This window comes from Pandoraea commovens, assembly GCF_024704525.1.
Taxonomy (GTDB): domain Bacteria; phylum Pseudomonadota; class Gammaproteobacteria; order Burkholderiales; family Burkholderiaceae; genus Pandoraea; species Pandoraea commovens.
On sequence record NZ_CP102780.1, the window covers coordinates 1,097,910 to 1,121,656 of the forward strand.

The 23,747-nt window shown below is 59.7% G+C and carries 34 protein-coding genes; 20 read left to right on the plus strand and 14 right to left on the minus strand.

The annotated features are described in order from the left end of the window. Nucleotides 1-4: 4 nt before the first annotated feature. The 13 genes from NTU39_RS05460 to NTU39_RS05520 all read left to right on the plus strand — a co-directional run bounded on the left by NTU39_RS05460 (nucleotide 5) and on the right by NTU39_RS05520 (nucleotide 10,470). Nucleotides 5-1,603, plus strand: a complete 1,599-nt coding sequence (locus tag NTU39_RS05460; protein WP_257959403.1) for a hypothetical protein — start codon at nucleotides 5-7, stop codon at nucleotides 1,601-1,603. Continuing rightward, entirely contained in the window at nucleotides 1,600-1,800 is a 201-nt protein-coding gene (locus NTU39_RS05465; RefSeq protein WP_257959404.1) for a hypothetical protein, read from the plus strand. Before NTU39_RS05460 ends, NTU39_RS05465 begins: the two co-directional genes overlap by 4 nt. Before the next feature lie 3 nt (nucleotides 1,801-1,803). Further along, entirely contained in the window at nucleotides 1,804-2,496 is a 693-nt protein-coding gene (locus tag NTU39_RS05470; RefSeq protein ID WP_257959405.1) for a phage minor tail protein L, read from the plus strand. Next, nucleotides 2,493-3,260: a C40 family peptidase gene (locus NTU39_RS05475; RefSeq protein ID WP_257959406.1), complete on the plus strand. Its 768-nt coding sequence runs from the start codon at nucleotides 2,493-2,495 to the stop codon at nucleotides 3,258-3,260. Before NTU39_RS05470 ends, NTU39_RS05475 begins: the two co-directional genes overlap by 4 nt. A 56-nt stretch (nucleotides 3,261-3,316) precedes the next feature. Continuing rightward, the gene (locus tag NTU39_RS05480; RefSeq protein WP_257959407.1) at nucleotides 3,317-3,880 is read left to right on the plus strand and encodes a tail assembly protein; all 564 of its coding nucleotides are present in this window, start codon (nucleotides 3,317-3,319) and stop codon (nucleotides 3,878-3,880) included. Then, nucleotides 3,811-7,263 (plus strand): TipJ family phage tail tip protein, encoded by a 3,453-nt coding sequence (locus tag NTU39_RS05485; protein WP_257959408.1) that lies wholly within the window; start codon nucleotides 3,811-3,813, stop codon nucleotides 7,261-7,263. The genes NTU39_RS05480 and NTU39_RS05485 overlap by 70 nt, the downstream gene beginning before the upstream one ends. Then, nucleotides 7,251-7,562 (plus strand): hypothetical protein, encoded by a 312-nt coding sequence (locus NTU39_RS05490; protein WP_257959409.1) that lies wholly within the window; start codon nucleotides 7,251-7,253, stop codon nucleotides 7,560-7,562. The genes NTU39_RS05485 and NTU39_RS05490 overlap by 13 nt, the downstream gene beginning before the upstream one ends. After that, nucleotides 7,562-8,317 carry a hypothetical protein gene (locus tag NTU39_RS05495; RefSeq protein WP_257959410.1) on the plus strand — a complete coding sequence of 252 codons (756 nt, stop codon included), beginning with the start codon at nucleotides 7,562-7,564 and terminating at the stop codon, nucleotides 8,315-8,317. The genes NTU39_RS05490 and NTU39_RS05495 overlap by 1 nt, the downstream gene beginning before the upstream one ends. Before the next feature lie 144 nt (nucleotides 8,318-8,461). Beyond that, the gene (locus NTU39_RS05500) at nucleotides 8,462-8,995 is read left to right on the plus strand and encodes a glycoside hydrolase family 19 protein (protein WP_257959411.1); all 534 of its coding nucleotides are present in this window, start codon (nucleotides 8,462-8,464) and stop codon (nucleotides 8,993-8,995) included. 1 nt (nucleotide 8,996) lies between these two features. After that, entirely contained in the window at nucleotides 8,997-9,443 is a 447-nt protein-coding gene (locus NTU39_RS05505; RefSeq protein WP_257959412.1) for a hypothetical protein, read from the plus strand. Continuing rightward, entirely contained in the window at nucleotides 9,422-9,823 is a 402-nt protein-coding gene (locus tag NTU39_RS05510) for a phage holin family protein (protein ID WP_257959413.1), read from the plus strand. The genes NTU39_RS05505 and NTU39_RS05510 overlap by 22 nt, the downstream gene beginning before the upstream one ends. Then, the gene (locus NTU39_RS05515) at nucleotides 9,810-10,217 is read left to right on the plus strand and encodes a hypothetical protein (protein WP_257959414.1); all 408 of its coding nucleotides are present in this window, start codon (nucleotides 9,810-9,812) and stop codon (nucleotides 10,215-10,217) included. The genes NTU39_RS05510 and NTU39_RS05515 overlap by 14 nt, the downstream gene beginning before the upstream one ends. Next, complete coding sequence (locus NTU39_RS05520; RefSeq protein ID WP_257959415.1) at nucleotides 10,204-10,470, plus strand: hypothetical protein; 267 nt, start codon at nucleotides 10,204-10,206, stop codon at nucleotides 10,468-10,470. The genes NTU39_RS05515 and NTU39_RS05520 overlap by 14 nt, the downstream gene beginning before the upstream one ends. A gap of 4 nt (nucleotides 10,471-10,474) precedes the next feature. Here the strand turns inward: NTU39_RS05520 and NTU39_RS05525 are convergent, their stop codons facing one another. After that, the gene (locus NTU39_RS05525) at nucleotides 10,475-11,176 is read right to left on the minus strand and encodes a hypothetical protein (RefSeq protein ID WP_257959416.1); all 702 of its coding nucleotides are present in this window, start codon (nucleotides 11,174-11,176) and stop codon (nucleotides 10,475-10,477) included. 189 nt (nucleotides 11,177-11,365) lie between these two features. On the opposite strand from NTU39_RS05525, the gene NTU39_RS05530 reads away from it, so the two are divergent. The 4 genes from NTU39_RS05530 to NTU39_RS05545 all read left to right on the plus strand — a co-directional run bounded on the left by NTU39_RS05530 (nucleotide 11,366) and on the right by NTU39_RS05545 (nucleotide 14,222). After that, complete coding sequence (locus NTU39_RS05530; RefSeq protein WP_257959417.1) at nucleotides 11,366-12,160, plus strand: DNA adenine methylase; 795 nt, start codon at nucleotides 11,366-11,368, stop codon at nucleotides 12,158-12,160. A gap of 606 nt (nucleotides 12,161-12,766) precedes the next feature. Further along, nucleotides 12,767-13,159 carry a hypothetical protein gene (locus NTU39_RS05535; protein WP_257959418.1) on the plus strand — a complete coding sequence of 131 codons (393 nt, stop codon included), beginning with the start codon at nucleotides 12,767-12,769 and terminating at the stop codon, nucleotides 13,157-13,159. Further along, nucleotides 13,156-13,800, plus strand: coding sequence for a type II TA system antitoxin MqsA family protein (locus NTU39_RS05540; RefSeq protein ID WP_257959419.1), 645 nt, complete (start codon nucleotides 13,156-13,158; stop codon nucleotides 13,798-13,800). The genes NTU39_RS05535 and NTU39_RS05540 overlap by 4 nt, the downstream gene beginning before the upstream one ends. Then, complete coding sequence (locus tag NTU39_RS05545; protein ID WP_257959420.1) at nucleotides 13,797-14,222, plus strand: hypothetical protein; 426 nt, start codon at nucleotides 13,797-13,799, stop codon at nucleotides 14,220-14,222. The genes NTU39_RS05540 and NTU39_RS05545 overlap by 4 nt, the downstream gene beginning before the upstream one ends. A gap of 243 nt (nucleotides 14,223-14,465) precedes the next feature. Here the strand turns inward: NTU39_RS05545 and NTU39_RS05550 are convergent, their stop codons facing one another. From NTU39_RS05550 to NTU39_RS05610, 13 genes are all read right to left on the minus strand, one after another. Then, nucleotides 14,466-15,572 (minus strand): site-specific integrase, encoded by a 1,107-nt coding sequence (locus NTU39_RS05550; RefSeq protein ID WP_257959421.1) that lies wholly within the window; start codon nucleotides 15,570-15,572, stop codon nucleotides 14,466-14,468. Then, entirely contained in the window at nucleotides 15,573-15,755 is a 183-nt protein-coding gene (locus NTU39_RS05555) for a DUF4224 domain-containing protein (protein WP_257960042.1), read from the minus strand. 47 nt (nucleotides 15,756-15,802) lie between these two features. Next, nucleotides 15,803-18,514 carry a toprim domain-containing protein gene (locus NTU39_RS05560; RefSeq protein ID WP_257959422.1) on the minus strand — a complete coding sequence of 904 codons (2,712 nt, stop codon included), beginning with the start codon at nucleotides 18,512-18,514 and terminating at the stop codon, nucleotides 15,803-15,805. Between the two features lie 11 nt (nucleotides 18,515-18,525). Continuing rightward, nucleotides 18,526-18,774 carry a hypothetical protein gene (locus tag NTU39_RS05565; RefSeq protein ID WP_257959423.1) on the minus strand — a complete coding sequence of 83 codons (249 nt, stop codon included), beginning with the start codon at nucleotides 18,772-18,774 and terminating at the stop codon, nucleotides 18,526-18,528. Continuing rightward, nucleotides 18,771-19,391: a hypothetical protein gene (locus NTU39_RS05570; RefSeq protein ID WP_257959424.1), complete on the minus strand. Its 621-nt coding sequence runs from the start codon at nucleotides 19,389-19,391 to the stop codon at nucleotides 18,771-18,773. Before NTU39_RS05570 ends, NTU39_RS05565 begins: the two co-directional genes overlap by 4 nt. Then, the gene (locus NTU39_RS05575; RefSeq protein ID WP_257959425.1) at nucleotides 19,379-19,843 is read right to left on the minus strand and encodes a hypothetical protein; all 465 of its coding nucleotides are present in this window, start codon (nucleotides 19,841-19,843) and stop codon (nucleotides 19,379-19,381) included. Before NTU39_RS05575 ends, NTU39_RS05570 begins: the two co-directional genes overlap by 13 nt. A gap of 13 nt (nucleotides 19,844-19,856) precedes the next feature. Beyond that, nucleotides 19,857-20,117, minus strand: coding sequence for a hypothetical protein (locus tag NTU39_RS05580; RefSeq protein ID WP_257959426.1), 261 nt, complete (start codon nucleotides 20,115-20,117; stop codon nucleotides 19,857-19,859). Continuing rightward, nucleotides 20,114-20,254: a hypothetical protein gene (locus tag NTU39_RS05585; RefSeq protein ID WP_257959427.1), complete on the minus strand. Its 141-nt coding sequence runs from the start codon at nucleotides 20,252-20,254 to the stop codon at nucleotides 20,114-20,116. The genes NTU39_RS05580 and NTU39_RS05585 overlap by 4 nt, the downstream gene beginning before the upstream one ends. Nucleotides 20,255-20,271: 17 nt before the next feature. Next, entirely contained in the window at nucleotides 20,272-20,487 is a 216-nt protein-coding gene (locus NTU39_RS05590; RefSeq protein ID WP_257959428.1) for a hypothetical protein, read from the minus strand. Nucleotides 20,488-20,585: 98 nt separating this feature from the next. Continuing rightward, nucleotides 20,586-20,783, minus strand: coding sequence for an ogr/Delta-like zinc finger family protein (locus NTU39_RS05595; RefSeq protein ID WP_308340644.1), 198 nt, complete (start codon nucleotides 20,781-20,783; stop codon nucleotides 20,586-20,588). 53 nt (nucleotides 20,784-20,836) lie between these two features. Next, complete coding sequence (locus NTU39_RS05600) at nucleotides 20,837-21,019, minus strand: hypothetical protein (protein WP_257959430.1); 183 nt, start codon at nucleotides 21,017-21,019, stop codon at nucleotides 20,837-20,839. Between the two features lie 37 nt (nucleotides 21,020-21,056). Then, entirely contained in the window at nucleotides 21,057-21,248 is a 192-nt protein-coding gene (locus NTU39_RS05605) for a hypothetical protein (RefSeq protein ID WP_257959431.1), read from the minus strand. Nucleotides 21,249-21,270: 22 nt separating this feature from the next. After that, a complete protein-coding gene (locus NTU39_RS05610; protein ID WP_257959432.1) occupies nucleotides 21,271-21,558 on the minus strand; it encodes a hypothetical protein in 288 nt (95 codons plus the stop codon). Nucleotides 21,559-21,606: 48 nt separating this feature from the next. Here NTU39_RS05610 and NTU39_RS05615 point away from each other — a divergent pair, with 48 nt between their 5' ends. The 3 genes from NTU39_RS05615 to NTU39_RS05625 all read left to right on the plus strand — a co-directional run bounded on the left by NTU39_RS05615 (nucleotide 21,607) and on the right by NTU39_RS05625 (nucleotide 23,746). After that, nucleotides 21,607-22,026, plus strand: coding sequence for a helix-turn-helix domain-containing protein (locus tag NTU39_RS05615; RefSeq protein ID WP_257959433.1), 420 nt, complete (start codon nucleotides 21,607-21,609; stop codon nucleotides 22,024-22,026). A 186-nt stretch (nucleotides 22,027-22,212) separates the two neighbouring features. Continuing rightward, complete coding sequence (locus tag NTU39_RS05620; protein ID WP_257959434.1) at nucleotides 22,213-22,599, plus strand: hypothetical protein; 387 nt, start codon at nucleotides 22,213-22,215, stop codon at nucleotides 22,597-22,599. Continuing rightward, the gene (locus NTU39_RS05625) at nucleotides 22,592-23,746 is read left to right on the plus strand and encodes a PIN domain-containing protein (RefSeq protein WP_257959435.1); all 1,155 of its coding nucleotides are present in this window, start codon (nucleotides 22,592-22,594) and stop codon (nucleotides 23,744-23,746) included. The genes NTU39_RS05620 and NTU39_RS05625 overlap by 8 nt, the downstream gene beginning before the upstream one ends. Nucleotide 23,747 lies beyond the last annotated feature (1 nt).

A 23,747-nucleotide genomic window follows, 5' to 3' on the forward strand; every position in this document is an offset into this window, starting at 1 on the left:
ACACATGGCATCTCTGAAAAAAGTCGTGGTTGGAATTCGGGATGATGGCAAGGACGGTGACAGCAATCGCGTGGCAAGCCTGAAGCACAACGGCAACGTTGATGCGCTTTCCGGGCAGTTGCCTCTCAGTTCCTCCGACGTTATCAAGGCCCCGCAGGCACTTACCGTCGACCACCTGGGTAAGCGCGTGAATATCAATCTGGCGGCCGCCGGGGGCGTTTCAATGCCTCGCGCGGCCGACTGCCCGTTTGACTCGGTGATCTTGCTGCGCAACGTCGGTGCCAGCGCGGTGACGTTGTCGCCCGCGCCGGGATCGGCAGACGCCGTGACGCTCTCATCGCTACTGCCCGGGGAGAGCGTTGTCATGGACACCGACGGCGTGGCGACGTGGGCGGGCCTGATTCGCTCACGGTCCACATCCGTCGATGAAGCGACGCTTGGCAAGCAACTGGCGGTGAACGCCCCCAATCTTCTTTATAACGGCAGCGGCGAGTTTGGGGCAGATGGATGGAGTTCTTGGCCGACGCAGCTCGGTGTGCTGACCGATTCGCGCGGGACGTATTTCTCCGCAGCACCGAACGCGGTGGTCGGCACGAGTTACTGGACTAGCCCGCTTTTCCGTGTCACAGGGGGAGTGCCGCATACCATTCAGGGCGAAATTCTGGTCGACGCGCAGTCCACGGGCGACTTCTACATCGATGTCGTCTACTACTCGACTACGGACGGAACGGGAGCGGTCCTGCTCGATGGTTCGAATTTCTCCCGATCTCGGACTTCGCTCGGAACGTGGCAATTTGTGTCGGGCACGGATTTGAATGTTCCGGCCGGGGCGCAAAGTGCCCGCCTCCGGGCCGTTGCCGCAGGTGCGACGTGGAACACCTTTCAGTTCCGCCGTCTCAAGGTGGAGGCCGGTGCGAGCGCATCGTCGTATTCGCTTGAGGCATCCATCGCAAAAATGGCTGCGAGCTTTGGCGGTCGGCTTATTGGCATACGCGTGCTGACGGCGAGTGGGACCTACAACTCCACACCGGGCACCAAGAGCGTCATCGCGGACATTCAGGCGGCCGGAGGAGCGGGCGGCGGGACGCCCGCAGGAACTCCGGGTGTGTCGATGGCGCTGGGTGGTGCGGGCGGTGGCGGAGGATTTATCCGGCATCGATTCACGTCCGATTTCGACGGCCTTGCGTACACGGTGGGCGCCGGTGGCGTTGGCGTGGCAGGCGCTGCTGGCGGTCCCGGTGGCAACTCAACTTTCGGGACGCTGATTGCGCGAGGCGGGTTCGGGGGAAGCACCGCAAGTGTCGGGAATATCTCAGCGTTCATTGCGCTTGCTGGTGCCGGTGGACAGGCCACAGGCGGCAACATCTTGAACGTTCCAGGCAACCCAGGGGGGCAGTCGATGGCCGTCAACACCGCGTGCCTAATTACCGGTCTTGGCGGTGCTTCGCAGCTAGGGGCAGGCGGCGCGGGAGCACTTAACGGCAACGGCAACCCCGGCGGTGGCTATGGCGGCGGTGGTGGCGGGATCTGGGCGTCCAACACACCTGCCTATGTCGGCGGCAAAGGGGCGGACGGGGTGATCATTGTTTACGAGTTCGCATGATGAAACGATACGCAATCATTGAGAACGGCACGGTCGTAAATGTGGTGCTGTGGGATGGCCAAACCGAGTGCGAAGCGATTCCAGACGGCGCGGTCGAATTGACGAGCGACTCGCCAGTGGCGCCGGGATACACGCGCGAAGATGGTTCGTTTATCGCACCGCCACCGGCGATGTGGCCTCCTGTCGAAGGGGAATGACCCATGCCTACTTCAGCAGATGTCCAAACGCTTAGCCCAGGCGGCGTGGTCGAACTATTCGAACTGGATGCATCGGAGTTGGGTGCGGGCATGTTCCACTTTCATGGTTACAGCACGGAGCAGTCGATCTGGTGGCGCGGCGTCGAATATTCGCCGTGGCCGGTGGCGGGCGATGGATTCCTGATCACCGGCGAAGGTCAGCAAGCCACACCGACGTTATCGGTCGGCGACGTCAACAACACGATCTCGGCGCTGTGCGTCCTCTACGAAGACCTCGCCGGTGCGGTAATCACCCGTCGGCGCACGCTCGCGAAATACCTGGACGCACGCAATTTTCCCGATGGCAACCCGTTGGCAAATCCCGATGAGTCGCTGTCGGTCGATATCTGGCTGGTCGAGCAGAAGACCAACGAAGAGCCGGGCGAGCGTGTCGATTTCGAGCTGGCGTCGCCGCTGGACTTCAACGATAAGCAACTTCCCGGTCGGGCAATCATCGCGAACGTGTGCAGTTGGCGGTATCGCGGTCCCGAGTGCGGTTATACGGGCACGAACTATTTCGACCAACGAGGCAACCCCGTCGACGATGCTGCGCGTGACGTCTGCGGGAAGTGCTTGTCGGATTGCAAAAAGCGATTCGGCGAATTCAACGAACTGAGCTTCGGTGGCTTCCCGGCTGCTGATCTGACGAGAACATGAACAAGCAAACACTGCGCGACATTCGCACTCACGCTGCCGCCGCATACGCAGCAGACAAGCAGGAGGCGTGCGGACTGGTCATCGAGGAAGGTGGGCGCGAAGTGTATGTGCCGTGCTCGAACCTTGCGCAACGCAACCCGAAGACGCGGCAATACGAGAGCTTTATCCTCCCGGCCGACGAATTCGCGGATGCAGAGGATCGTGGCCGGATTCTGTGGGTCGTCCATACGCACCCGGACACCACGGCCGATCCGTCGATTGCCGATCGTGTCGCGTGCGAGCGCAGCGGTTTGCCCTGGTTCGTCATGGGTTGGCCGCAAGGCGACACGCGTGAGATGCATCCCGAAGGGTTCGAGGCGCCGCTGATCGGCCGACCGTTCGCGCACGGCGTGCTCGATTGCTACACGCTGATTCGTGACTGGTATCGGCTCGAGCGCGGCGTGAGTCTGCCCGACTTCGACCGGCGTGACGGCTGGTGGGACGACGGGCAAAGTGACTTGTACACGCAGAATTTCGCGGTGGCAGGTTTCGCCGACGTCGACGGAAGTCCCTGCGAGCTGCACGAGGCCGAGAAGTGCCTGCAGCCCGGAGACGTCATCGTCATGCAGATTTTCAGCAAGAACGGTGTGCCGAATCACGCTGGCGTGTACGTCGGCGACGGGCAATTTCTTCACCACCTGGCTGGGCGCAATTCTGGCCGCGATGTGTACGGCGGCTACTGGCGGGAATCAACACGCCGCATCTTGAGATACGTCGGCCGGTAGCGGTCGATTTCAGCCTTCAATCAAGCCCGCACGAGCGGGTTTTTTTTCGACCATCTATGACTGCACAAATCGTGAATGTGCGCCTCTACGGCGCACTGGGGGCGCGCTTTGGTCGTTTGCATCGACTGGCCGTCGCGAGCACCGCCGAGGCGGTGCGCGCCTTGTGCGTGCTGCTGCCGGGGTTCGAGCGCGAGATGATGACGAGTAAGGATCGCGGCGTGACGTACGCGGTGTTTGCCGACAAGCGGAATCTGGTCAAGCAGCAACTGCACGATCCGTTGAACGGCGCGGACGTTCGTATCGCGCCGATCCTGCAGGGTTCGAAGGCCGCTGGCCTATTCCAGACGCTGCTCGGGGCGGTGATCACAGTGGTGTCGATCTGGGCACCGGCGCTTGCTCCTCTGGGCATTTCGATGATGCTCGGTGGCGTCTCTCAGTTGCTTTCCCCTCAACAGAAAGGGCTTTCCACGGCTGACTCGCCGGATAACGGTGCGTCGTACAACTTCAATGGGGCCGTCAACACGCAGGCGCAGGGAAATCCAGCCCCGCTGTGCTACGGGCGCATGATTGTAGGGTCGGCAGTGGGGTCCGTTGGCATCTACGCGGAGGACCAGCAATGATGAGCATTGTTGGGTTCAAAGCTGAGGAGTCCGGACATACGCCCGTCGAATCACCGGACAGTCTGCACGCCACTTCGTGGGCGAAGATTCTGGATATCGTCTCAGAGGGGCCGATTCTCGGGTTGGTAAGCGGCCTGCAGTCGGTGTACTACGACGGTACGCCGGTGCAAAACCCGGACGGAACGCTCAATTTCCCCGAGACCGTTATCGATACGCGCCTCGGTACGCAGGACCAGTCATACATCGCTGGCATGCCGTCGGTTGAGAGTGAAGCGGTTGTTGCGACCGATCTGAAGTTTTCGCAGCCGTGGACGAGGGCAATCACGAACCTGTCGTTGTCTGCGGCCCGCGTGCGGTTGTCGGTGACCAGCCTTATTCAGCAGCTCGACAACGGCGATCGTGTGGGTTGGCGGGTTGAGTACGTGATTCAGCTCTCGACTGATGGCGGGGCGTTCCAGGATGTGATTACGTCGGCGTTTGATGGCAAGACGGTAAGCACGTACCCGCGAAGCCATCGAATTGATTTGCCGCGTGCGACTCAAGGGTGGACGATTCGGGTGAGGCGGCTGACGCCTGATTCGACAAGCGCCACGGTGTCGGGCAACGTGAGGGTCGAAGCGCTTACCGAGGTCATCGACGCGAAGCTGCGGTATCCGATGAGCGCTCTCGTTTTCTCGAAGCTGAACGCGGCCTACTTTTCGAACAGGCTGCCCGCGCGGGCCTTCGATATTTACGGTCGCATCATCGCGGTGCCGTCCAACTATGACCCGGCTACGCGGGCATACCTCGGCGTCTGGGACGGTTCTTTTAAGCTGGCGTGGACTGACAATCCCGCGTGGGTGTTCATGGATCTGGCGCTCAATGAGCGCTATGGCCTTGGCCGTTACATCACGGCAGCTCAGATCGACAAGTGGGGGCTGTATCGCATCGCCCAGTATTGCGATGAGCTGGTGTCCGACGGGAAGGGCGGGAAGGAGCCACGCTTTACCTGCAACCTCTATCTGCAGTCGCAGAAAGCGGCCATCGACGTCATGCAGGATCTGGCGTCGATCTTTCGCGGCATGGCCTACGTCGCCGGTGGCAGTGTGTATGCATCTGCGGATATGCCGACCGACGATGTCTACACGTTCAACGCCGCGACGGTCAGCAACGGCAAATTCTCCTATGCGGGCAGCAAGCGTAAAGCCCGCTCAACGGTCGCGCTTGTGTCGTGGAACGACCCGGCGGATTTCTACCGTCAAAAGGTCGAATACGTCGAAGACCGAGAGGGGATCGTGCGTTACGGCATCCAGTCGACGTCGGTGACGGCCTTTGGATGTACCTCACAGGGGCAAGCGCAGCGTGCCGGGCAGTGGATCTTGCTGACGTCGCGCCTCGAGCGCGACACGGTGCGCTTCTCTGTTGGGCTGGAGGGCACTCTGCCGCTGCCCGGCAAGATCGTAAAGGTGTACGACCGCAAGCGGGCGGGCGTCATGAACGACGGCCGCGTGCGGTCTGCCGCCGGGCGCACGGTCACGTTGGATCGGCCGCCGCTCGCGCAGGCCGGTGACACGCTGACGGTCAACCTGCCGAGCGGTGGCAGCGCGACGCGCACGATCAAGCTCGTGAGCGATATCGTGGTGACGGTTACTGGCGATTGGCCGGAGGTGATCGCTGCGGAGGCTGGATGGCACATCGAGACTTCGGAGCTGACCGCCCCGACGTATCGCGTGTTGTCGATCAAGGAAAACGGCGGCATCGAGTTCGAGATTTCGGCGGTGCAGCACGTGCCGGAGAAGTTCGCGATGATCGACTCCGGGACGCGGATTGATACGCGCCCCATCGTGGTTGTGCCGCCGTCCGTGCAGGCCGCGCCGACGGGGATTGCGCTCTCGACGTACAGCGCAATCTCTCAGGGCATCGCGAACACGACGTTGGTGATCGAGTGGGCGCCGCCACCGAATGGTGTCGCATACGACGTGGGCTGGAGACGGGATAACGGGGATTGGGTCTCGGTGCCTCGAACAGGTCTGGCGCGAGTCGAGATCCCGGGCATCTACGCTGGCCTGTTTACGGTGCGGGTGCGCGCAATCAATGCGGTGGGTACAGCGTCGGGGTACGCGTATTCGGCCGCGACGCAACTGCAGGGCAAAACGACGCCGCCGCCCGCCGTGACGAGCTTGACCACGAAGAGCCTGCCGTTAGGGATCGAAGTGGCGTGGGGCTATCCAGCAGGGGCGCTCGATGTGGCGCAGGCGGAGCTTTGGTATGGCACGTCATCGTCCCGCGATGCATCGACGCGGGCGGGTGCGTACGCGTACCCGGTCTCGTCGCACACTCTGCTCGGGATGGCCGCCGCGACGGAGCTGTTCTTCTGGGTTCGACTGATCGACCGTTCGGGAAATGTTGGGGAGTTCTACCCGGCCGGTGCTGGCGTGCGAGGGACTAGCAGTGTCGACTCAACGGAAGTGCTCAGCTATCTGGCGGGCGGCATTGGAAAGGAGCAGCTCACGCAGGACTTGCTCTCGCCGATCGAGAAGATTCCGGACATTGAGCAGGGACTGATCGACGCGAACGAAGCGATTGTCGACGAGGCGACGGCTCGGCGGGACGCCGACGCCGCGTTGTCGACGCGTGTCGAAGGCGTAGTGGCGAAGTTCGATCCGCAGATGGCCGGTAGCACGACGGACATGGCGGGCGATGCGGCGTCGATGGCTGGCGCATGGTCTGAGCAGTCGGCCCGAGCGGAGGGCGATCTAGCGCTTGCAAAGCAGATCGAGACTGTCTCGGCACGACTGCGCACAGCGGATGCGGCGCTTTCGGCCGCTGTGCGGGACGAATCGCAGGCGCGGGTCGACGCGACCTCGGCAATTGCTTCGAAGGTGACAACTGTTGAGGCGACGGTCGGTGATGTGTCGGCATCCGTGCAGCAAGTTTCGCAAGCACAGGCAGCGTTGGACGGGAAGGTCAGTGCGTACTACTCCGTCAAGATGCAGATATCGTCGGACGGCGTCATCTATGGCGTCGGAATGACTATCGGCATCGATAAGAACGGTGACACCGTGCAGCGCCGTGTGCTGTTCGAGACGGACTCGTTTGGCATCTTCAACAGTACCTCGAAAGGAATCGTTATCCCGTTCATCATCCAGAACGGCGACACGATCATCAACAGCGCACTGATCGGGAAGGCGACGATCGGCTCCGCAAAGTTGGTGGACTGGCTCGAGTCGGATGCGAAGAACGAGCAGGGCCTGCCGCTGCTCCGGTTGAACTTCCGCACTGGAGAAATCCAGCTCAATGGCGCGGCCGGTAACGGCGGTCGGATGACGCTCACGAACCAGCTGATTCAGGTCTTCGATGCAAATAACGTCCTGCGTTGGAGGAGCGGCATATGGCAATCGTAGTGGGGTGCGAGGCGTTCGATGCGTACGGTCGGCGAATCTTCGACGGAACGGGGCGAATTCCTCGCACGCTGGGGTTGGCGTATCTCGATGGCACTAATTCGGGCTCTGTCGTTCATCCCGCGTTCCTCACGGGCGAAATCTTGTTTTCGTTTCAGTTGGCGCAGCTCTTCAGTGATGTTCGAGCGTACAAGCGCATGCCGGTCATCGCGCCAGGCGTTGGTGTTTTGGAGTGGTCCTATCCGGCACCTCAAGGCACGCAATACGGTTGCCCTGGCTATCTTATTTATGGAGTGTGGTGATGGGCTGGCAGGCGGGATTTGAGGCATGGACGCAGTCAGGGCACTACCAGATCGACGGGCTGTATTCGAACTATGGGCTGCTCCTGAAGGGTACGACCGACCTTGCCTATTCTGGGATCTGGATCGGCGGTAGCGGCAATGGTGACGTGACCGCGAACGCGTACGTAGCCAACATCACGTTTGCTGCGTCGATGCCGCTCTTTGCATATTCGAGTCCGGGCGCCGTCGCGCAGTTTGTTTGCCGCAATAACGGCGATGGCACGTGGACAGTGCAGCTGCAGTCGCTCTACGCGCAGACCGTGACTTGGTATGTGTTCGATGCGACGCCGCAGTACGTCGGTGCGGGGTTCGGCACGCAGGTGTTCGATGGGGCGGGAAAGCTGGTGTTCGACGCCAGAACGCCCTATCCGAGGGTATTGGCGATGCTCAACGGTCGGATAGCGATGGGGTCTGACGGCTATGGCCAGTACGCGTTTCCCGGGGAGTACAACACGCCGTACAACTACGACGCGCAAAAGCTGGCCGTGGGTGCTGTGCTCACGCCGACGACCACGCTTAGCGGTGCGCGAAAGGACGAGGGTAACTGGAGTGGGATTCTCGGCGTCGGCGGCTGGTCGACCGGCGTCGGCGTGGTGGTTCAGTCCTTTTACCACTGGCGCTTCGGGCCGAAAGCCCCCAGCCCGCCGAACTACAACTATGACTTTGGCTCCTCGCTTCGTTGGGGAGCATTGGTGTTGGACGTGTCGCTCCTGTAGCGCTGCGCACAACGATTGCCGCACGGCCGCCTACGGGCGGCCTTTTTATTTTCTGGAGGTCGGAATGGCCGAGGTCATGGGGTTCGTCATCGTTGGCATCGTCGCGAGTTCGCCCTTTCTAACGCTCTGGTTCGTGGGGGTTTGATGGATCAACAGACATTTCAACGAGCAACCGGAACGAGCGCGACGCTTGCGGCCAAATGGGCCGCACCCGTCACGGCAGCGATGGCCGAGTTCGGCATTGACACGCCTGCGCGACAGGCCGCGTTCCTCGCTCAGATCGGGCACGAGAGCGACGGATTCAACACGGCGCAAGAGTATGCGAGTGGCGCTGCGTACGACACCGGCCCGAAGGCGCTCGCGCTGGGGAACACGCCCGAGGCCGACGGTGACGGGCAGCGGTACAAGGGGCGTGGCCTTATTCAGGTGACAGGGCACCGCAACTATGTGCTGTGCGGCATGGCGCTCGAGCTGGACCTGCTCGAGCATCCCGAGCTGCTGCTCGAGCCGGTCAATGCTGCGCGCTCCGCCGGATGGTATTGGCGGAACACCGGGTGCAGTGCGCTCGCAGATCGCGGTGACTTTGTGCAGCTCACCCGCGTCATCAACGGTGGCACGAATGGCTGGGACGACCGGAAGTCGCGGTGGGACCGAGCAAAGAAAGCGCTGGGAGTTTGATATGCAACGAGACATCCTCGCGCGCGTCATGTACGCGCTTTGTGCCATCTACATGGCGTTTGCGGCGTTCGGCTCGCCGTTTTCGTTGGCCGCTCTGATGGTCGATTTCAGCGGGGCTGCGGGAACGCTCGTGTCGTGCGGCACGGCGGTGCTTGCCACCTCGCTGCTGGCCGACGTGCTGATCAACGACATCATGCCTGCGCAGTTCGTGCTGCCCTGGGCAGTGAATTTGCGTCACTGGATTTACGTCGGCGTCGCCTTCGGTTATCTCGTGCCGCCATTCGTCGCTGCACAAGTGCTCCGGGGTGCCGGTGTCGGATTCGGCGATTGGGCGGGCTACGCGCTACACATCGGAATGGCCGTATTCGGCGTTGCGCTCGCGATGCGTGACGCCTTAAACAAACATCGCACCCAACGGGGGAACGCGTGCAACAAATTATCAAGCTGACTTGGGGGATGTGGCTCTTGTGCTGGGCCACGGCCGCGATTGCGGGGAGCGCGGTCACATTCGATCAGGATCTCGCGCACGTGGCACCGGCGGCCATCGTGCTCACGGTGGTCTTCTCGCTGCTCGGCGGGGTCGCGAACACGCTGCAGAAACTCGCGCGCGTCGACGCGCCACCGGTGCGGTCTGTTCCGCTCGAGGTCGCGAAGGACCTGGTCGTCGGAGTAGTGGCCGGTCTGGCCGCGTTCTTCGTCTCGGAGTGGATGGAATGGCGGTGGGCGCTTGAGGCGCTCGCCATCACGCTCGCCGGATATGGCGGGTCGCGAGTGCTCGATGCGGTGCTCAATCGTGGACTAAGGGAGGTGGATCGTGGAAGCGCTTAGTAACTGGACGGCATCGGCCAAGGTGCTCGCGATGGCGGTGGCCGTGCTCGTCATCGCTGTGGTCGCGATCGTGGCCGCAGATCGTGTGTACTTCTCGCCTCGGCTGGCTGTCGCCCAGTCCGAGGCGGAGCGGGCGCAGGATCAGGCGAAGCAGTGGCGCAGCAGCTTCACCGCGATGTCCGAGACCCTCGGACGTCAAAACGGCGCGGTTGCAGCGTGGGCTGCAACGGCGGCGAAGCGCCAGGCGGCGGCCGACGATGCGCTGCGCGCGGCAGAGGTGCGTGCGTCGACGGCCATGCAAAAGATCGACGTGCTCAACCAACGAATCGCCGACGAGTCGGCAAAGGGGAAAACCTGTGAAGACGCTTTTGAAGAGTGGCGTGCTGGCATGTAGTGCGCTGACGGCGTGTACGCTGGCACCAGCCGAACCGCCGCCGACAGTGATCGAAGCTCAGATCCCGGTCGCGACGCCGTGCATCAAAGAGGTGCCCGTGCGCGGGCGCCGGTATACCGATGAAGAGATTCTCGCGGGCAGCACCTACCAGGCGGTGCAGCGTCTTCGCGCTGAGCGGCTTGAGCGCGACGTGTACGAGAGGAAGTGGGAAGCGATCGGCAAGGCTTGCATAGCCCCTGCTGTCGAGCGCTAGTCGATCAAAGCGCGCAGGCCGGAAACCCATCCGCGCAGGATTTTACAAAGGCAGATGCGACAACGGCTACCGCGCCGCCGGTTAGAAGGAGAACGAGGTGCACTTCCAATGCAAGGTTCGAGGTGAACTGGGACCAAATGGAGGTCCACGCTCGAATCCACGGTAGCTCGTCGCCTCGCAGATACACCTCAAATCTGAGCTTGTTCACGGAAACGCGATTCGCCAGGTTGGGGAAGTGGTATTCAACTTCTAGGGATGCGTGGGTCTTGCGTTTGGTTATCCACGTGAGCTGCCGATTATCGAACTGCAAATTCTCAAAATCGCGCTTGAGAAGAGTAGGCGGCTCGCCGCCCGATGGCATATGACGCAGTTTCGCACTGTTTTCTTTCGTGCGTAGAAACGCCAGCACGTCGGCATCGAAGCTTTGCGCGAGTGCCGCGTTCCATTGCTCTTGCCTTTCTTGTCGCCAATTCTGCATGGCGACGCTCCACGTAGATGAGCGGATGAAGCGGATCGTGAGGTATGCCAGCAGGGAAAGTAGCACAACCCAAAAGCGCGGCTGATTGACGTGTTCTAAGGCAACGATTCCAAATAGCTTCGCATCTGCAGGTATCTCTGGCCGAAGATACCCGCCCGCCAAAATCGCGGCAGAAAGCGTGATCAAATTTCGTCGTGCCTTATCGGGCGAATCGTCGAAGTCGGCCATATGCAGATTTCTTTATTAATTTTTCTCTGAGCGTGGCGTTGCGGCGTTCGGGAAGACAGAGCGACCGGCTTGGTGTTGTAGCACCGAACCGGCCGCCGGACACACTGAGTACCCAGTGAGCCAAGCCAAGGCCCTGCCACCTTCCTAGGAGGCGGGGCGATTGTAACAAATCCCCAAAGGCTCACATTAATGGCACAACCAATCATTCCGTGGATCGGCGGCAAGCGTCGCCTGGCAGACATTCTCTTGCCGCGTTTCCCGGCCCACAAAACGTATATCGAAGTCTTTGCTGGCGGAGCCGCGCTTTACTTTCTGCGACCGCCTGCGGAAGTGGAAGTGATCAACGATATCAATGGCGAACTGGTGAACCTATACCGCGTCGTGCAGAATCACCTCGAGGAGTTCGTGCGTCAATTCAAGTGGGCGTTATCGAGCCGCGAGGTATTCCAGTGGCTTAAGGAGACTCCGGCTCGTACGCTAACGGACATTCAGCGGGCCGCGCGCTTCTACTATCTTCAGCAAAGTTGTTTTGGCGGAAAGGTGGAGTCGCAGACATTCGGTACCGCCACAACGACGCCGCCTGGCCTAAACCTTTTGCGCCTCGAGGAGTCGCTCTCGGCCGCGCATCTGCGGCTGGCCACCGCGTACATCGAGAATCTGGAGTGGCACAACTGTATCGAGCGATATGACCGAGAGCACTCGTTCTTTTATCTCGATCCGCCGTATTGGGAAACCGAGGGCTATGGTGTGCCGTTTCCGTTCGCTGAGTACGAACGCATGGCGGAATTGCTGCGGCGAATCAAGGGGCGCGCGATTGTCAGCATCAACGATCACCCGGACATCCGGCGGGTGTTCGACGGTTTCGAGCTCGAGACGTGCGGTATCGATTACACCGTCGGCGGTGGCGGAAGGGCTGCATCGCGAACTGAGCTGATCATCTACAGTTGGGACCGGAGTGCTGAGCCGGTCGGGCTATTTGGCTGATCCGCCGTAGTAGCGCGAGTCATATCGAGGGCGTTCGCCGGGAGGAGGCTTTTCGCCCGGCAGCTCGCCTCGGAGCCTTCGCAGGTCATTCACGGCCGCACGCAGATGTTCGAGCGCCACAAGTTGGCCGCCGATTTCATCCCGCCACGCGCTCCGAACCAGATCGCAGAGTTCTTCGACCAAACGCATCTTAGCGTCGTTGCGCTCCGCCTTCGCTCGTCGGAGCGCAACCTCTTCGATGGCCTGGCGAACCATAGGGTCATGGTTGGCTAACCAGAGACGGCGTAGTTGAGCGATGGACAGTTCGGGGGGGGGGCGTGGCATGGGCTATGTTCAGTACGAGTACTGTTGATTCGTACAGTATAATTGCCGCTTCGTTGTTCGTACGGACGTCGAAATGCAAAATCGGCGCGGCGCGAGGATAGGGTCAAGACGACCCAGTGCGCGGCCGGTGACATTGCACTCCTTGCCAGGCATAGCGCGACACTTGGTATGGTAAATTTCCCGAAGCGTGGGTTCTGGGTTGGGTTCTTTCCCAACAACGCACCCGAGAAAATCACTTGAAACCTTGCTCTGTGATCACCATAATGGTGATCAGATACCCACATGCCTCTGTACGATCTCAAGAAGCTGCAGGAGCTTATCCGCGATGGTCAATACCAGTACCTCAATGAAGAGGATGGCCGCAAATGGCGGGGTTTGGCATGGAAGACGATGGACAACCTCGGGTGGGAAGAGGAAGACTTGGTCAAAATGCTGCTCGCACTGGATGAGTGCCATTGGCAGACGACCGCCCAGAATTGCGCGGTTGGGAATTGCTATGGTCTGCAGGGTGTGGACGCGGATCAGTACGAGATTCATTGGGATGAAGATGAAGGCGTATGGCGCGAGGCCCCACAACTAGGGTTAATTTCGATTTCGCTGAAGTTGGCTCTGATTCAATTGCCCTCCGGTGATATGGCGGGATTAGTCACATTACATTCATCAGGATCAAAATGAACAGACTTTCACGCGATGAGCGGGATCAGTCCTGTCCAAACTGTGGCAGTGAAAACCACTCAGAACTACGCTATAGCGACACGATTGAATATCGGGATCTTGTTATTAACCTGCAAGATCTTATCGTCACATGCTGTGAATCTTGCGGCACGCGGTGGTTCACAGGGGCGCAAAAGGAGCATAACGACGGACTACTGAAGGCGGGGTACGCTCGTGAGCGCGATAGACTTCGACAAAGTTTGGGGCTGCTCAATGGTCAGCAGATCGCCCAGATTCGCAAGACATTTGGATTGAGTCAAAAAGAAGCTTCGATGCTGTTTGGTGGGGGGCCAAAGTCGTTCCACAAATACGAATCCGGCGAGGTTCTTCAAAGCCAAGCGATGGATAAGCTTCTCAAAGTAGTGAATGCATTCGGTGAGAAGGCGCTGTATTTCCTCAAGCACGACCATATGCCGCCCGTGGTCTACAGGATGGGGCACGCGGGTCAAGGGTTTATTGCCGCTGCCTTGGAGGTGCACTCACCTTCAAGTCGATGGGACTTTATCGAGAAGCGTGTCGGCACGGCGGCCGCAGATAGTGTCGATGTTTTCCTTGTTCCCGTTCAAGAACGGAAGCAAATCAGTGAGGAGATGCGTGTATGAAGGCGAAGTTCTACCTCGCGGAGGACGCGCGCGCAGAGGTGTCGGGAAAGCTCACTCTTCTCGGATTGTACCCAAACGATGTAATCGTTTTTGCGGAAGGGCCTGACGTAACCACGCCGGAGGGCGAGGTTGCTAAGGTGGCGCTTCCGAAGCTCTGTATTGTTTCGACCGTGTCGGGTCTGGACGACGGAGAGTACGAGCTGAAAGCATCGCTATATTCCGCAAATGGCAAAGAAGCGATGCCGCCTAGCACCGTTATTTCAAAATTTAAAGCGTCGCCGGACGTTGAGGGACACACGTCCATCATGCAGCTTGCGCCTTTCGTTGCAGAGGCTATGGGCAAATGCAAATTCGTTCTGGAGGTGGGGCCCCACACGGTCACATATGAGTTCGAGCTACGCGTCGGGCGCGTGACCGTTTAGTTGTTGGATCTTCCTATACGGCAACAGCGACATCTAATTTGCAGGGATGTATTGGGAAGACGCGGATGTTTGATTAGGATGGAGTGCGGCGTTAATTGCTAATCAATTCATGATGTTATGCTGTGGCGAGCCATAGGTTAATAGCCTATCGGGGGTTCGAATCCCCCTCTCTCCGCCACCAATATTCATGCGGGTTTCCGGGCAGTTCAGGAAACCCGTTTGTGTCACAGATCGGGCGTTGTGTCATTCAACCCGGTTTTTGAGCGGATTCACACGCTCAGCCTTCCGACGATAGATACGCTGCGTTGTTCTGCTATCCGCATGTGAGAGCAGGGCACGCGCTTGCTCGAGCGACTCGGCGTCGCTTGCCGCTTTGGCCCGTATGTCATGTTCCCCGAAGGGGATCGTCACCTTCGTTTCTGCCATGACTCGGGCCATGAAGTCCGCCCATAGTGATTCCCATCCGCCTGCGCGACCATGCTCCTTGACGTAGCACTCCCCTTTGCGGGTGCAGAACAGCCAGCGGGACTTCGCAACCGGGCGCGCTGCAAGTGCAGCCGCAACGGCAGCGCGGAGATCCTCGTTCCAGAGATACAGCGTGCGCTTGCCCGTGCTGTTCTTGGTCTTGTGCCGCTGCACATGAATTCCGTCGTCGAGGAAGTGAACGTCCGGCTCCAGTCGCAGCAGATCGCCGCGTGAGAGGCCAGTAAGCACCTTCACTCGGATATATGCCTGCACCGCCCGCACCCCGCCGAGCTTGCGTTTCGGCTCGATGGCAAGGCATTCAGCAATTTCCCAATCCTCAACGTATCGATCTCGCGGTTGCTTGCTCTTGAGGCGCACCTCGTGTGCGAACGGATGCCGCTTGATGTACCCCCACTCAACCGCTTTCGTGAACGCATGTGAGAGCACCTCAATCTCGTGCAGCGCTGCCGTATATGCCTTCTCGCGTTTCACGCCGCCGTCAGCCGTCTTAACGGTCTTCGTGCGGGCGTCGGCATAGGTATAGATGTGGTGCGGTTCAATGGCGGTTAGAGGCCACGCCCCGAATGTTATACGCAGCCTCTTGAGCGCCTGAAGGTTGAGCGTCTGCGTCGTATTTGCTTTAGTTGGGATCACGTCCAACGCGTAGCGATTCAGCAACTCGCCGACGTTGCGTGCGGCGTCAAGCGTGCCGATGCGGTTTGCCCATTCCCGATACGCCTCAGGCAAGGTCTTGCCTAGTCGAAATCTCTTTTTACCGTCCCACAGACGCTCAAGACCGGGCGGAACTCGGTAGTAGTACGCGCCGTGCGTGAACTGCCAGCGAACCGGTAGCGTCTGATTTTCCTTATTGCGTTTGCGTGGCATTTAGAGAGCGCTCCTATCGATTTCGTAGACGCGTTGGCGCGTCTGGGTTTTAGAGACGCCGCCAAGCGACTGCTCGACGTGCGCGCGGAGGACCAGCAAGCTGCCGTCAGGCCGCACCATGTGTTCTATGCCTAGCGCCGAAAGGACATGTGCCTGCGACTTATATCTGACGCGTCCCGTCATCTCGCGGATCTCGCCTTGGGTCAGGAAGATGGGGCATACGAGCAGACTCACGACGCCTCCTTCGCAAACAGCCAGCACTTGATGGTCGTCGGTGCCGTGGGGCTTCCTTCGCGGGCGTAGATCGCGCTTTTCACGGTCGTGTACTCGATGAATCGACGGCGCTTGCTGGTGCGTAGCACCTGTTTGAGATCGCGCAACAACGGGATCTGCTGGCGTCGGTCGGCCGCAACCTGCACGAAGTGGTTGAGGTTCACTGCGATCAGTTCGGGATCGTGCGAGTGATTCAGGCGGGGATGGTCGGCTCCGTCGAGATAGTCGAACGCTTCCCAGAACTCGCGCACCATCGGGTGATCGTCGTTAATCGCTTCCTGACGCTCGAGCGCCATCGCTTCCACCTGACTGGCGAGCGCGGTCTTCTGCTCGTCCGTGAGCGCGACGACGTGGCACAAAGCATCGGCCAACGCCATGAGCTGGCCGTGGTTCTTTGCGATACGTGTGGACTTGATGCCGGGCAGCGCGAGCAGTGCCTTTTCATGCACGGCCGATTGTTCTTCCACCGTCTTGAGGATCTTCGCTTCGGCCTTGGCTGCGTTGAGAATGAAGCCCGATACCGCTTCGGTTGAGAGGCTTTCGAGCTCGATCGCCGCCTCGCGAGTGCGCAGCGTCTGGCCGGACGTGTCAAAGTGCAGATGCACGATGCGCTGTAGGATCGGGGCAGATGCATTGACGGCGGCGTTTTGGCTGATGACGATAGCACCACGGAACGGCGGCTCATACGTCTCGTTGCCGCCGGTCGCCATGCCTCGGGCGCGCACGCTTCGGCCGTTGTACGCCGTTTTCAGCTCGTCCCAATCGAACGACTTCACGTGTGTCTTGTCCTCGCCGATGCGCTCGCGGTCTGATTCGATCAGGACGACGGGCAGACCAGACACCTGCGCAAAATTGCGTGCGCGCGCTGCCAACGACGACTTGCTTGGGTCGAAGCCCTCGTAGTCGCGTCGGCCGAACAGCTTCCAGAGGAATTCGATCAGCGTGGACTTGCCTGCGCCAGCTTCGCCGACGATTTCAAGAAACGGGTACGACTTCTGCGTGGCGCGGATCTGCTCAGCGAAGAGCGAGCCTAGCCAATAGGCCAGTGCGGCGAGTCCCTTGGCACCAAAACACGTCCACAGCAGCTTTAACCAATCGTCGCGATACTCCTTCGCGTTGTCGTTGATAGAGAGCGCCACAGACTGATTCAGGGACTTCACGGCCAGCTTGCCGATCTCGAAGAAGTCTTCGCCGTTGATCTGGTGGACGCGGCCGTCTTTAACGGCGAGATCCCCCAGAACGTAGCAGCCGTACTCGCGGCTGTAACCGATGAAGTCGATCGTCTCCACGCTCTTGATGTTGAAGAGCTGGCGCTCCATCATCCGCTCGAGCATGCCGCTCGTCCCGGAATAGACCGCGCCGGGCGCGATCCCGAGCAGTCGCTTTTTGAACTCGCTCGCCGTGGAGATCTGCGAGCTGGAGAACGTATTCTTTACGGCGGGGCCATCGTGTGGAAATTGCACCCGGAAGTAGTACCAGCTCTCGTCGGTGATGCGGTTCTGTTGGAAGTACAGCGGCATCGGAAAGCAGTTGGCGATCGGGCGGATGCTGCCTGCCTGCTGCAGCGCCTTTTCGCGCTTCTGCTCGTCGGTCATGTCGGCGGCGTGAGGGCCGTCTTCGATCTCGTCGCGCGCTTTGTTGTAGCGATCGAGGTCGAACTTGAACCAGTACAACCGTTTGCCGAATTCAAAGTCGAACTCGGAACGGTGGCCGTCGCTATGCGAGTACATCAGCATGCCCTTCTCGCTGGCACTCTTTGCGATCAGCACCGCACCGTGATGGCGGTATTCAGCCAAGCCGTCCTTGGAAAGCCGGTGACGCTTCGCGTTGTCGTGGTGCCTGTCGAGCAGGTGCAAATCGCTCCAGTCGAGTTTGCTTCCGCCACTCTGCGGGATCTGCGCGGCCGAACACTTCCAGCCTGACTCACGTGCGCGCTCGACGTGCTTGCGGGTAAAGCTGCTGCCCGCTGCGTCGCCGTCAAGCGCCCAGATGAGGGCAGGGCGATCATTGCCGGATTCAGACAACACCATTGCAAGGTCGCGCAGCGCATGCTCTGGGTAGTTGTTGCACGACATCAAAGCCACGGCCGCAATACCGTGGTGATGGAGAGCAATCGCATCGAAGATGCCTTCGACAAGCCAAAGCTCGCGCACACTTTGAAATACCAGCACTGGCGGCTTCCACCATTGCCCTTGATATTGGAGGCCGGGATTAAAGCGCGCTTTCTTCTTGCCGAAGCGACCTGGCTTGTCGATGAGGCGTTCCCAATACCCGCCAGCAAACGGAAAGCGCACGGTCGACGTGCCCGCGTTCGCCTCGCGGTCGAAATACTGCTCCTGTGTGTACCACCCGCCGACAATGGAAATGTCGAAGCCGCGTGCCTCCCGCATGTACGCGTCGGCGGCTGCGTTGGGGTTGGTTTCGGTGGGCGTCTGGTAACGATCTGTCCAACTCTCGAAGAGGTCGGGATAGATCTCCTTCACGTGACCTTCCCACGCGCACTTACTCAATCGACCACAACGCAGAACCCACGGGTGTTCGGCGTGCGTGTACAGCTCTTTCTTGCTGCATTTGGGGCACACCCCTTGCCGCAAGTAGCCGCCGCGCTCCTTGAACTGGTAGTCGTTCAGGAGGCGTTCCAAGAGGTCGTTGTAAAGGCTGTCTTCCATGGTTTTCTTAGTTAATACTTGGCGACTTCGTCGGGGCGGGCTGCACGCCAGCGCATGAACGGCGCGCGGATCTCGCTCAAGAAAATCGCGGCGGCATCGTGGTTGGTTTCCAGCTCACGCCGCGAGCTGATGCCGCATTTGAGGTAGATCAGCTCGATAGCATCATCCGGCGTGAACTCGTGGCCCGAGAGATCCTCGAGCCACGCGAGAAACACGCGGTCGTTGCACCAGACCCCGGCAACTCGAGCGAGGCCCTTCATCGTGTGTTTCTCGCGGTCTCAGTGGGCTGCGCCGTATCAAGCAACGCATCGAGCGCTGCAATTCGGTCGGCTTGCTCACGAACCTTGGCGCGCAGCGACGCGATCTCGGACGCGGCTTGGGTCATTCCTTGCGCTTTGGCAAGAACTGCGCGGGCCTTTGATGCCGTCGGGGTTGATTCGCGAGTGCTGTCAGTGAGAGGCACCTTGTCCAGAACCTCTATCAGCACGCTTATCAGTTCGTCGGTGATGGTGGGTGCGCCGATTCGACCGAGCGCCGTCCACTCGCGCCTACGGTTGTCACAGAGTTCCTGAGATCGCCAATGAAGCAAGCGCCCAGTGGGTTCGTGCAGGTATGCAAGTGTCTCTTGGCTTTGTGCCTCAGCCGCCTTCAAATGATTGCCACAGAGCGGGCAGTGGCTCGTCACGAGCGGGACACGTGACGGCTCTACGTCTACGCTGGCAGGTGCGACATACAGCACCCTGTAGTCGATTAAGGGGCTGACGAAGCAGATAGCGCGTTCGATGGCCGCAACAACACCTTTCGGTGCAGAACTAGATGTCCTCGCATACTCCAAGTGTCTGAGTAGCGCTTCCGCTTCTTTATTCACTGAGTACATGTGAAAACCTCCCCTGCGGGAACGCGTTTGGCCGTTGTCAGCGCGAATTCGTGTGCTGCGAGCTGCTCGCGACGCGTGGTGATCTTTTGCAAATCGTCTGTGAGCGTTAGGCCGCGCGCGATGGCGCGGAACTGGTCACCGGAGACGCCGAGGCGCTTCTCTGCGATGTACCGCTTTCCGACCTCGGAAACGGCGATTGCTGCGTCGGAAAGCGCCTCACGCACGTCCGGCGTGAAGTAGGCGACGGCGAGGGCTTGTCCGACATTGATGCGGAAGGCCAGCGTGTGCCACGACTCCTCAGTCGCAACGCCGGTGCGGAGTTTCTCAAGCTCCTCGTGCGGCACCAGCATGAGCTGGCATTCGGCGGCGGAGTCGTGGCGAAGAATGATCGGAATGCGCCGTTCTGCGGGGACGTATGCGCGACGACGTTTGCGATGCTTGCTTGCGGGCATATCAGTCTCCGTATTAGGCGTGACCAGCGGGGAAGTACGACAGATCAACGATGAAGGGAACGATGAGGCTGTCGACAACAATTCCGAAGCCGTATGCCCAGTTGCCAGCCATCTGCGGCAGCGGCCAGACGGTCGGGCGGTAGCCGCGCGCCGTTCCGGCGTCGATCGCCTCTTCGAGGGTGCGTCCACGATGCTCGGCCATGAAGTGGACGGCGGCGTCGGGAACGAGAGATTCAGGAAAGGTCGGCGGAAGACCGAAGGTACGAATGTTCATCGGGCACCTCCGATCCACGCGATCAGGCGGGAGACGAGGCCGCGCACACCTCGATTGCGGTTGTAGGGGCCTTCGATGGTGTAGCCGCCGAGGGCCGAGCGGTGAATCAGGGCACAACGATTATTGCGGTGTCGCATGGTTGCTCCTGCTACGGTTAATCGCGGTCGCCAGCGGCCAGACGCTTCGCGTCGGTACCGGTGATCTCGCGCGGGTTGGGCAACGGTGCTGCGGGGCGATTGAGAACACCTCGTGCGACCGCTGCCAAGGTCGCGAACATGCGCGGGGACAGGCCCTCTACGGGCGCTTCTGGAAGGCGCATCGCGCGTTGTGCGCGGCGCAGGTCGTCGTGCGTAATTGCGTTCGTATCCACTCGTGCAAGCCTCCCGCTCAGAAAATTTGGGCAAAAAAATCCCCTCGCGCCGTAGGGGCACGATGCGAGGGGAAACTCGGGGTGATTCGGTTTGCGCGCTATGCGCTGCTATTGAGCAGATCCATCTGCCGACTATCCACCGGCTGAAGCTTGGCTTTGCCCATCGGGATAAGAACCGATGGGTCTGGTGTCTGGCTCGGTGCCAGCGTGTGAACGATCGAGAGCAGCGCCACACAGGTGAACGCGCATTCGACGTTCTCACACTGGTAGTACAACTGGCTCGTCTGTCTTGTCACCGGGCGGCTCGTTCGGATCTTCAAACGCTGCGCGCAGTGGGGGCAGTTGAGTTTCATGACGCGCTTCCTTGCTTCACTTCGTAGATCGCTCGCCGCCGTCCGGATACACGCTCCATCTGCTCGCGGACACGGGCCTTCAGTAACCACGTCACTGTCTCTTCGATACTGGGCAATTCGTACAGCTCGCGAATTTGCTCCAGCATCGCCAGCTCTGCGTCGCTGACTGCGATTTCCATATCCGGCATCTGATGAGCGGCTCTTCGTCGACTTCGATTACGCGGCGTCGCGCGATACAGTGCTTGCCAAGCCGAACGCCTCGGCGGCTTGGCGCAGCATGAGCTGTCGTGCGAGCGCTGCGGGCTGTTCGCCGAGGTACTTCGCCATCGACGTGATGACGTCCAGTTCGGCATCGTTGAGGCGAAGCGTGATGCGGTGGTCGCGGACACATTTCGGATCGAGATACACGGTGACCTCCAATCGCAGCGGGCTAGGAACGGGTCGCTTCCTCGGCCAGCGTCGCGTGCAGACGATCAAACGTCTTTACGTCGCGGGCGTGGAGCGCAAGAGCAATGGCAATCAGGGAACGGGAGGCAAACGAAGTGGTGATCTCGCGGTCGCCGGAGGAGTGTTTTGCAAACGCCTTGATGGCGCTCTTCTCGGTGGCCGTGACGGACACATAGATAACTTCACTGATCGCTTCGCCGCGTGGCGAATAAACGCGCGGAGTTTTGGCCTTGCTGGGCATGGCGATATACTCGTTGAAAGCCTTGAACAAGCCATATTATTTCCCTCGTATGAGGGAAAGTCAATACATTTCCATCAAATGGATACCATTGGATCGCGACTCAAAGCCGAACGGAAGCGTTTGGGCATTAACCAGACCGACTTTTCGGCTATCGCAGGAGTCCAAAAGAATGCACAGAGCAACTACGAAAGCGACGTGCGCAGCCCTGACGCGGCCTATTTGGCTGCTGTCGCGAAAGCCGGTGTGGACGTCGCCTTCGTGGTGACAGGCGTTCCGTCAGACAGCGCGCTGACCGAAGACGAAGTGGATTTGGTGCGCCGCTATCGCGGTGCGCCGGATGTAGTGAAAGCCGTAGCCATCGCCGCACTGACGGCGGGCGCAGCACCAAGCAGTAGCAAGTACCAGATGAATTTCGGCGGAGCCACGATTGGCAATCAGAACGTTGGCGACGTGAATGTCAAAACGCGAAAGGTCGTCGGCGTCGAGAAGAAGAAGTAGCCACAGTAGCCGACCAGACTGACCTATCACGCAATCCGGGGTTTAGCGAGGCATGGTCAGGCAACAGATTTTTTTTTGGGCGACGTTGGGAACGTCGCCGGTCACGATTTCAGCGTTACGACGCGATCAGCGGTCGGTGTTCGATCAGATGTCGAGGAGGTTGATAGACAACGCCTTCGCGCGGCCGTGCAGATCGCGGCAGACGCTGATTATGACGTGGAGCAAAGTGTGTCGCGCAAAGCGGCCAACGGCCCAATGACTGCCGCCGTGGCGATGCAGTGTGGGCAGATATGTGCAAATTGTCCGGGCAAGGCGCGGAAATTGGCGCAATGGGGCTTGCTGCTGGTCGGGGCTATCGCCATCTCGCTCATCGTCGCGATTTTCGCCATGGCCGTGACACCAGATGCTGCGCCGCTGTGCCACTACGAGGGGCGCTCGTTCTCAGTGGGCAGTCTTATCATCGTTGCCGGGAATCAAGGCAGAGAGTGCCGGACTGAGTCGACCACGCCGGGAGCAAGCTGGTTTCCGGTCCATTTAACGGGTAATAACAAAGACGATAATAAGAATGAATGAACCGTGGCGTGAGCTCATCCAACTTGAAGAAATCACGGCGTTGTCGATAGACACAAGTGTCTTACGCGCCAACAGTTATAACTTCGGAAGCGGTCTACTGCTCCTACTTACGCAGAACGTTCGCGCCAAGCTCGTGATCTCTGAGGTTGTGGTGCGAGAAGTTAGGCGGCATTTGACGGAGAAGGCCAAGGAGTCACTCCGACAAGTCGACTCATCGCTTCAAGACGCCATCCGCCAGAATGTCCTTGGCGGTGTGGGCGTCGCTGCGATTACGGATGCTCTGAAGGCCGCGCGCCGCGAACCGGAGGATTGGGCGAAGCAGCGGCTTGAAGAATGGCTAACCGCCGCTGACGCATCGGTCATAAACAGTGAGGATCATGTCGACGTCGCAGAATTAATGGACAGGTATTTTGAAGCTCGTGCGCCATTCTCTGATAAGGGGAACAAAAAGAACGAGTTTCCAGACGCATTGGCACTTCTTGCGCTTGAGGCATGGGCGGAGCAGAACGGAACCGCCGTGCTAGTAGTTTCCACTGATGGTGATTGGATCCGCTACTGCAACGAGTCAGCGCACTTGCATTGTGTCGCAGACTTAGCGGACGCCATCAATGGATTTAATGGACCAACGGCGGAAAACGCATGTAAGCGTCTAATTGAAAGCGTGCGCGATGGCGACAAACTCGGGCTTATTAAGTGGATTGAATCCGAGTTCGACCGCGAGGTTGCAAACAAGTGGGACTACACCTTGGACGGAGATTCCTACTTCACGATCGAGGACTTTGGTTTCGATGAGTTTTTCGTACGCAATCTGAATTTTGATGGCGCAGGCGCGTTAAACGACGGGAACTTCGAGCCGCTAAGCATGGAGGCCGGTGTCGCCACGGTAAAAGTCACGGTTGCCGCTGATGTCACTGCTGACGCATGGGTTTCGCTCAGCAAATTTGACTCCATAGATCGCGACTACGTTTCGATGGGAGACACCAAGGTATCCGTTACTGAACCCGTCGAGTTCTCGGTTCTTGTTCGCCTTGGTGGAACTATTCCTGACGACATGGAAATCGAGGGCATCGATTTATTGCCGATGTTTATAGAGTTCAACGCAGGTGAAATCGAGCCCGACTGGTCGGACCGAGACTACGAAGAGTGAC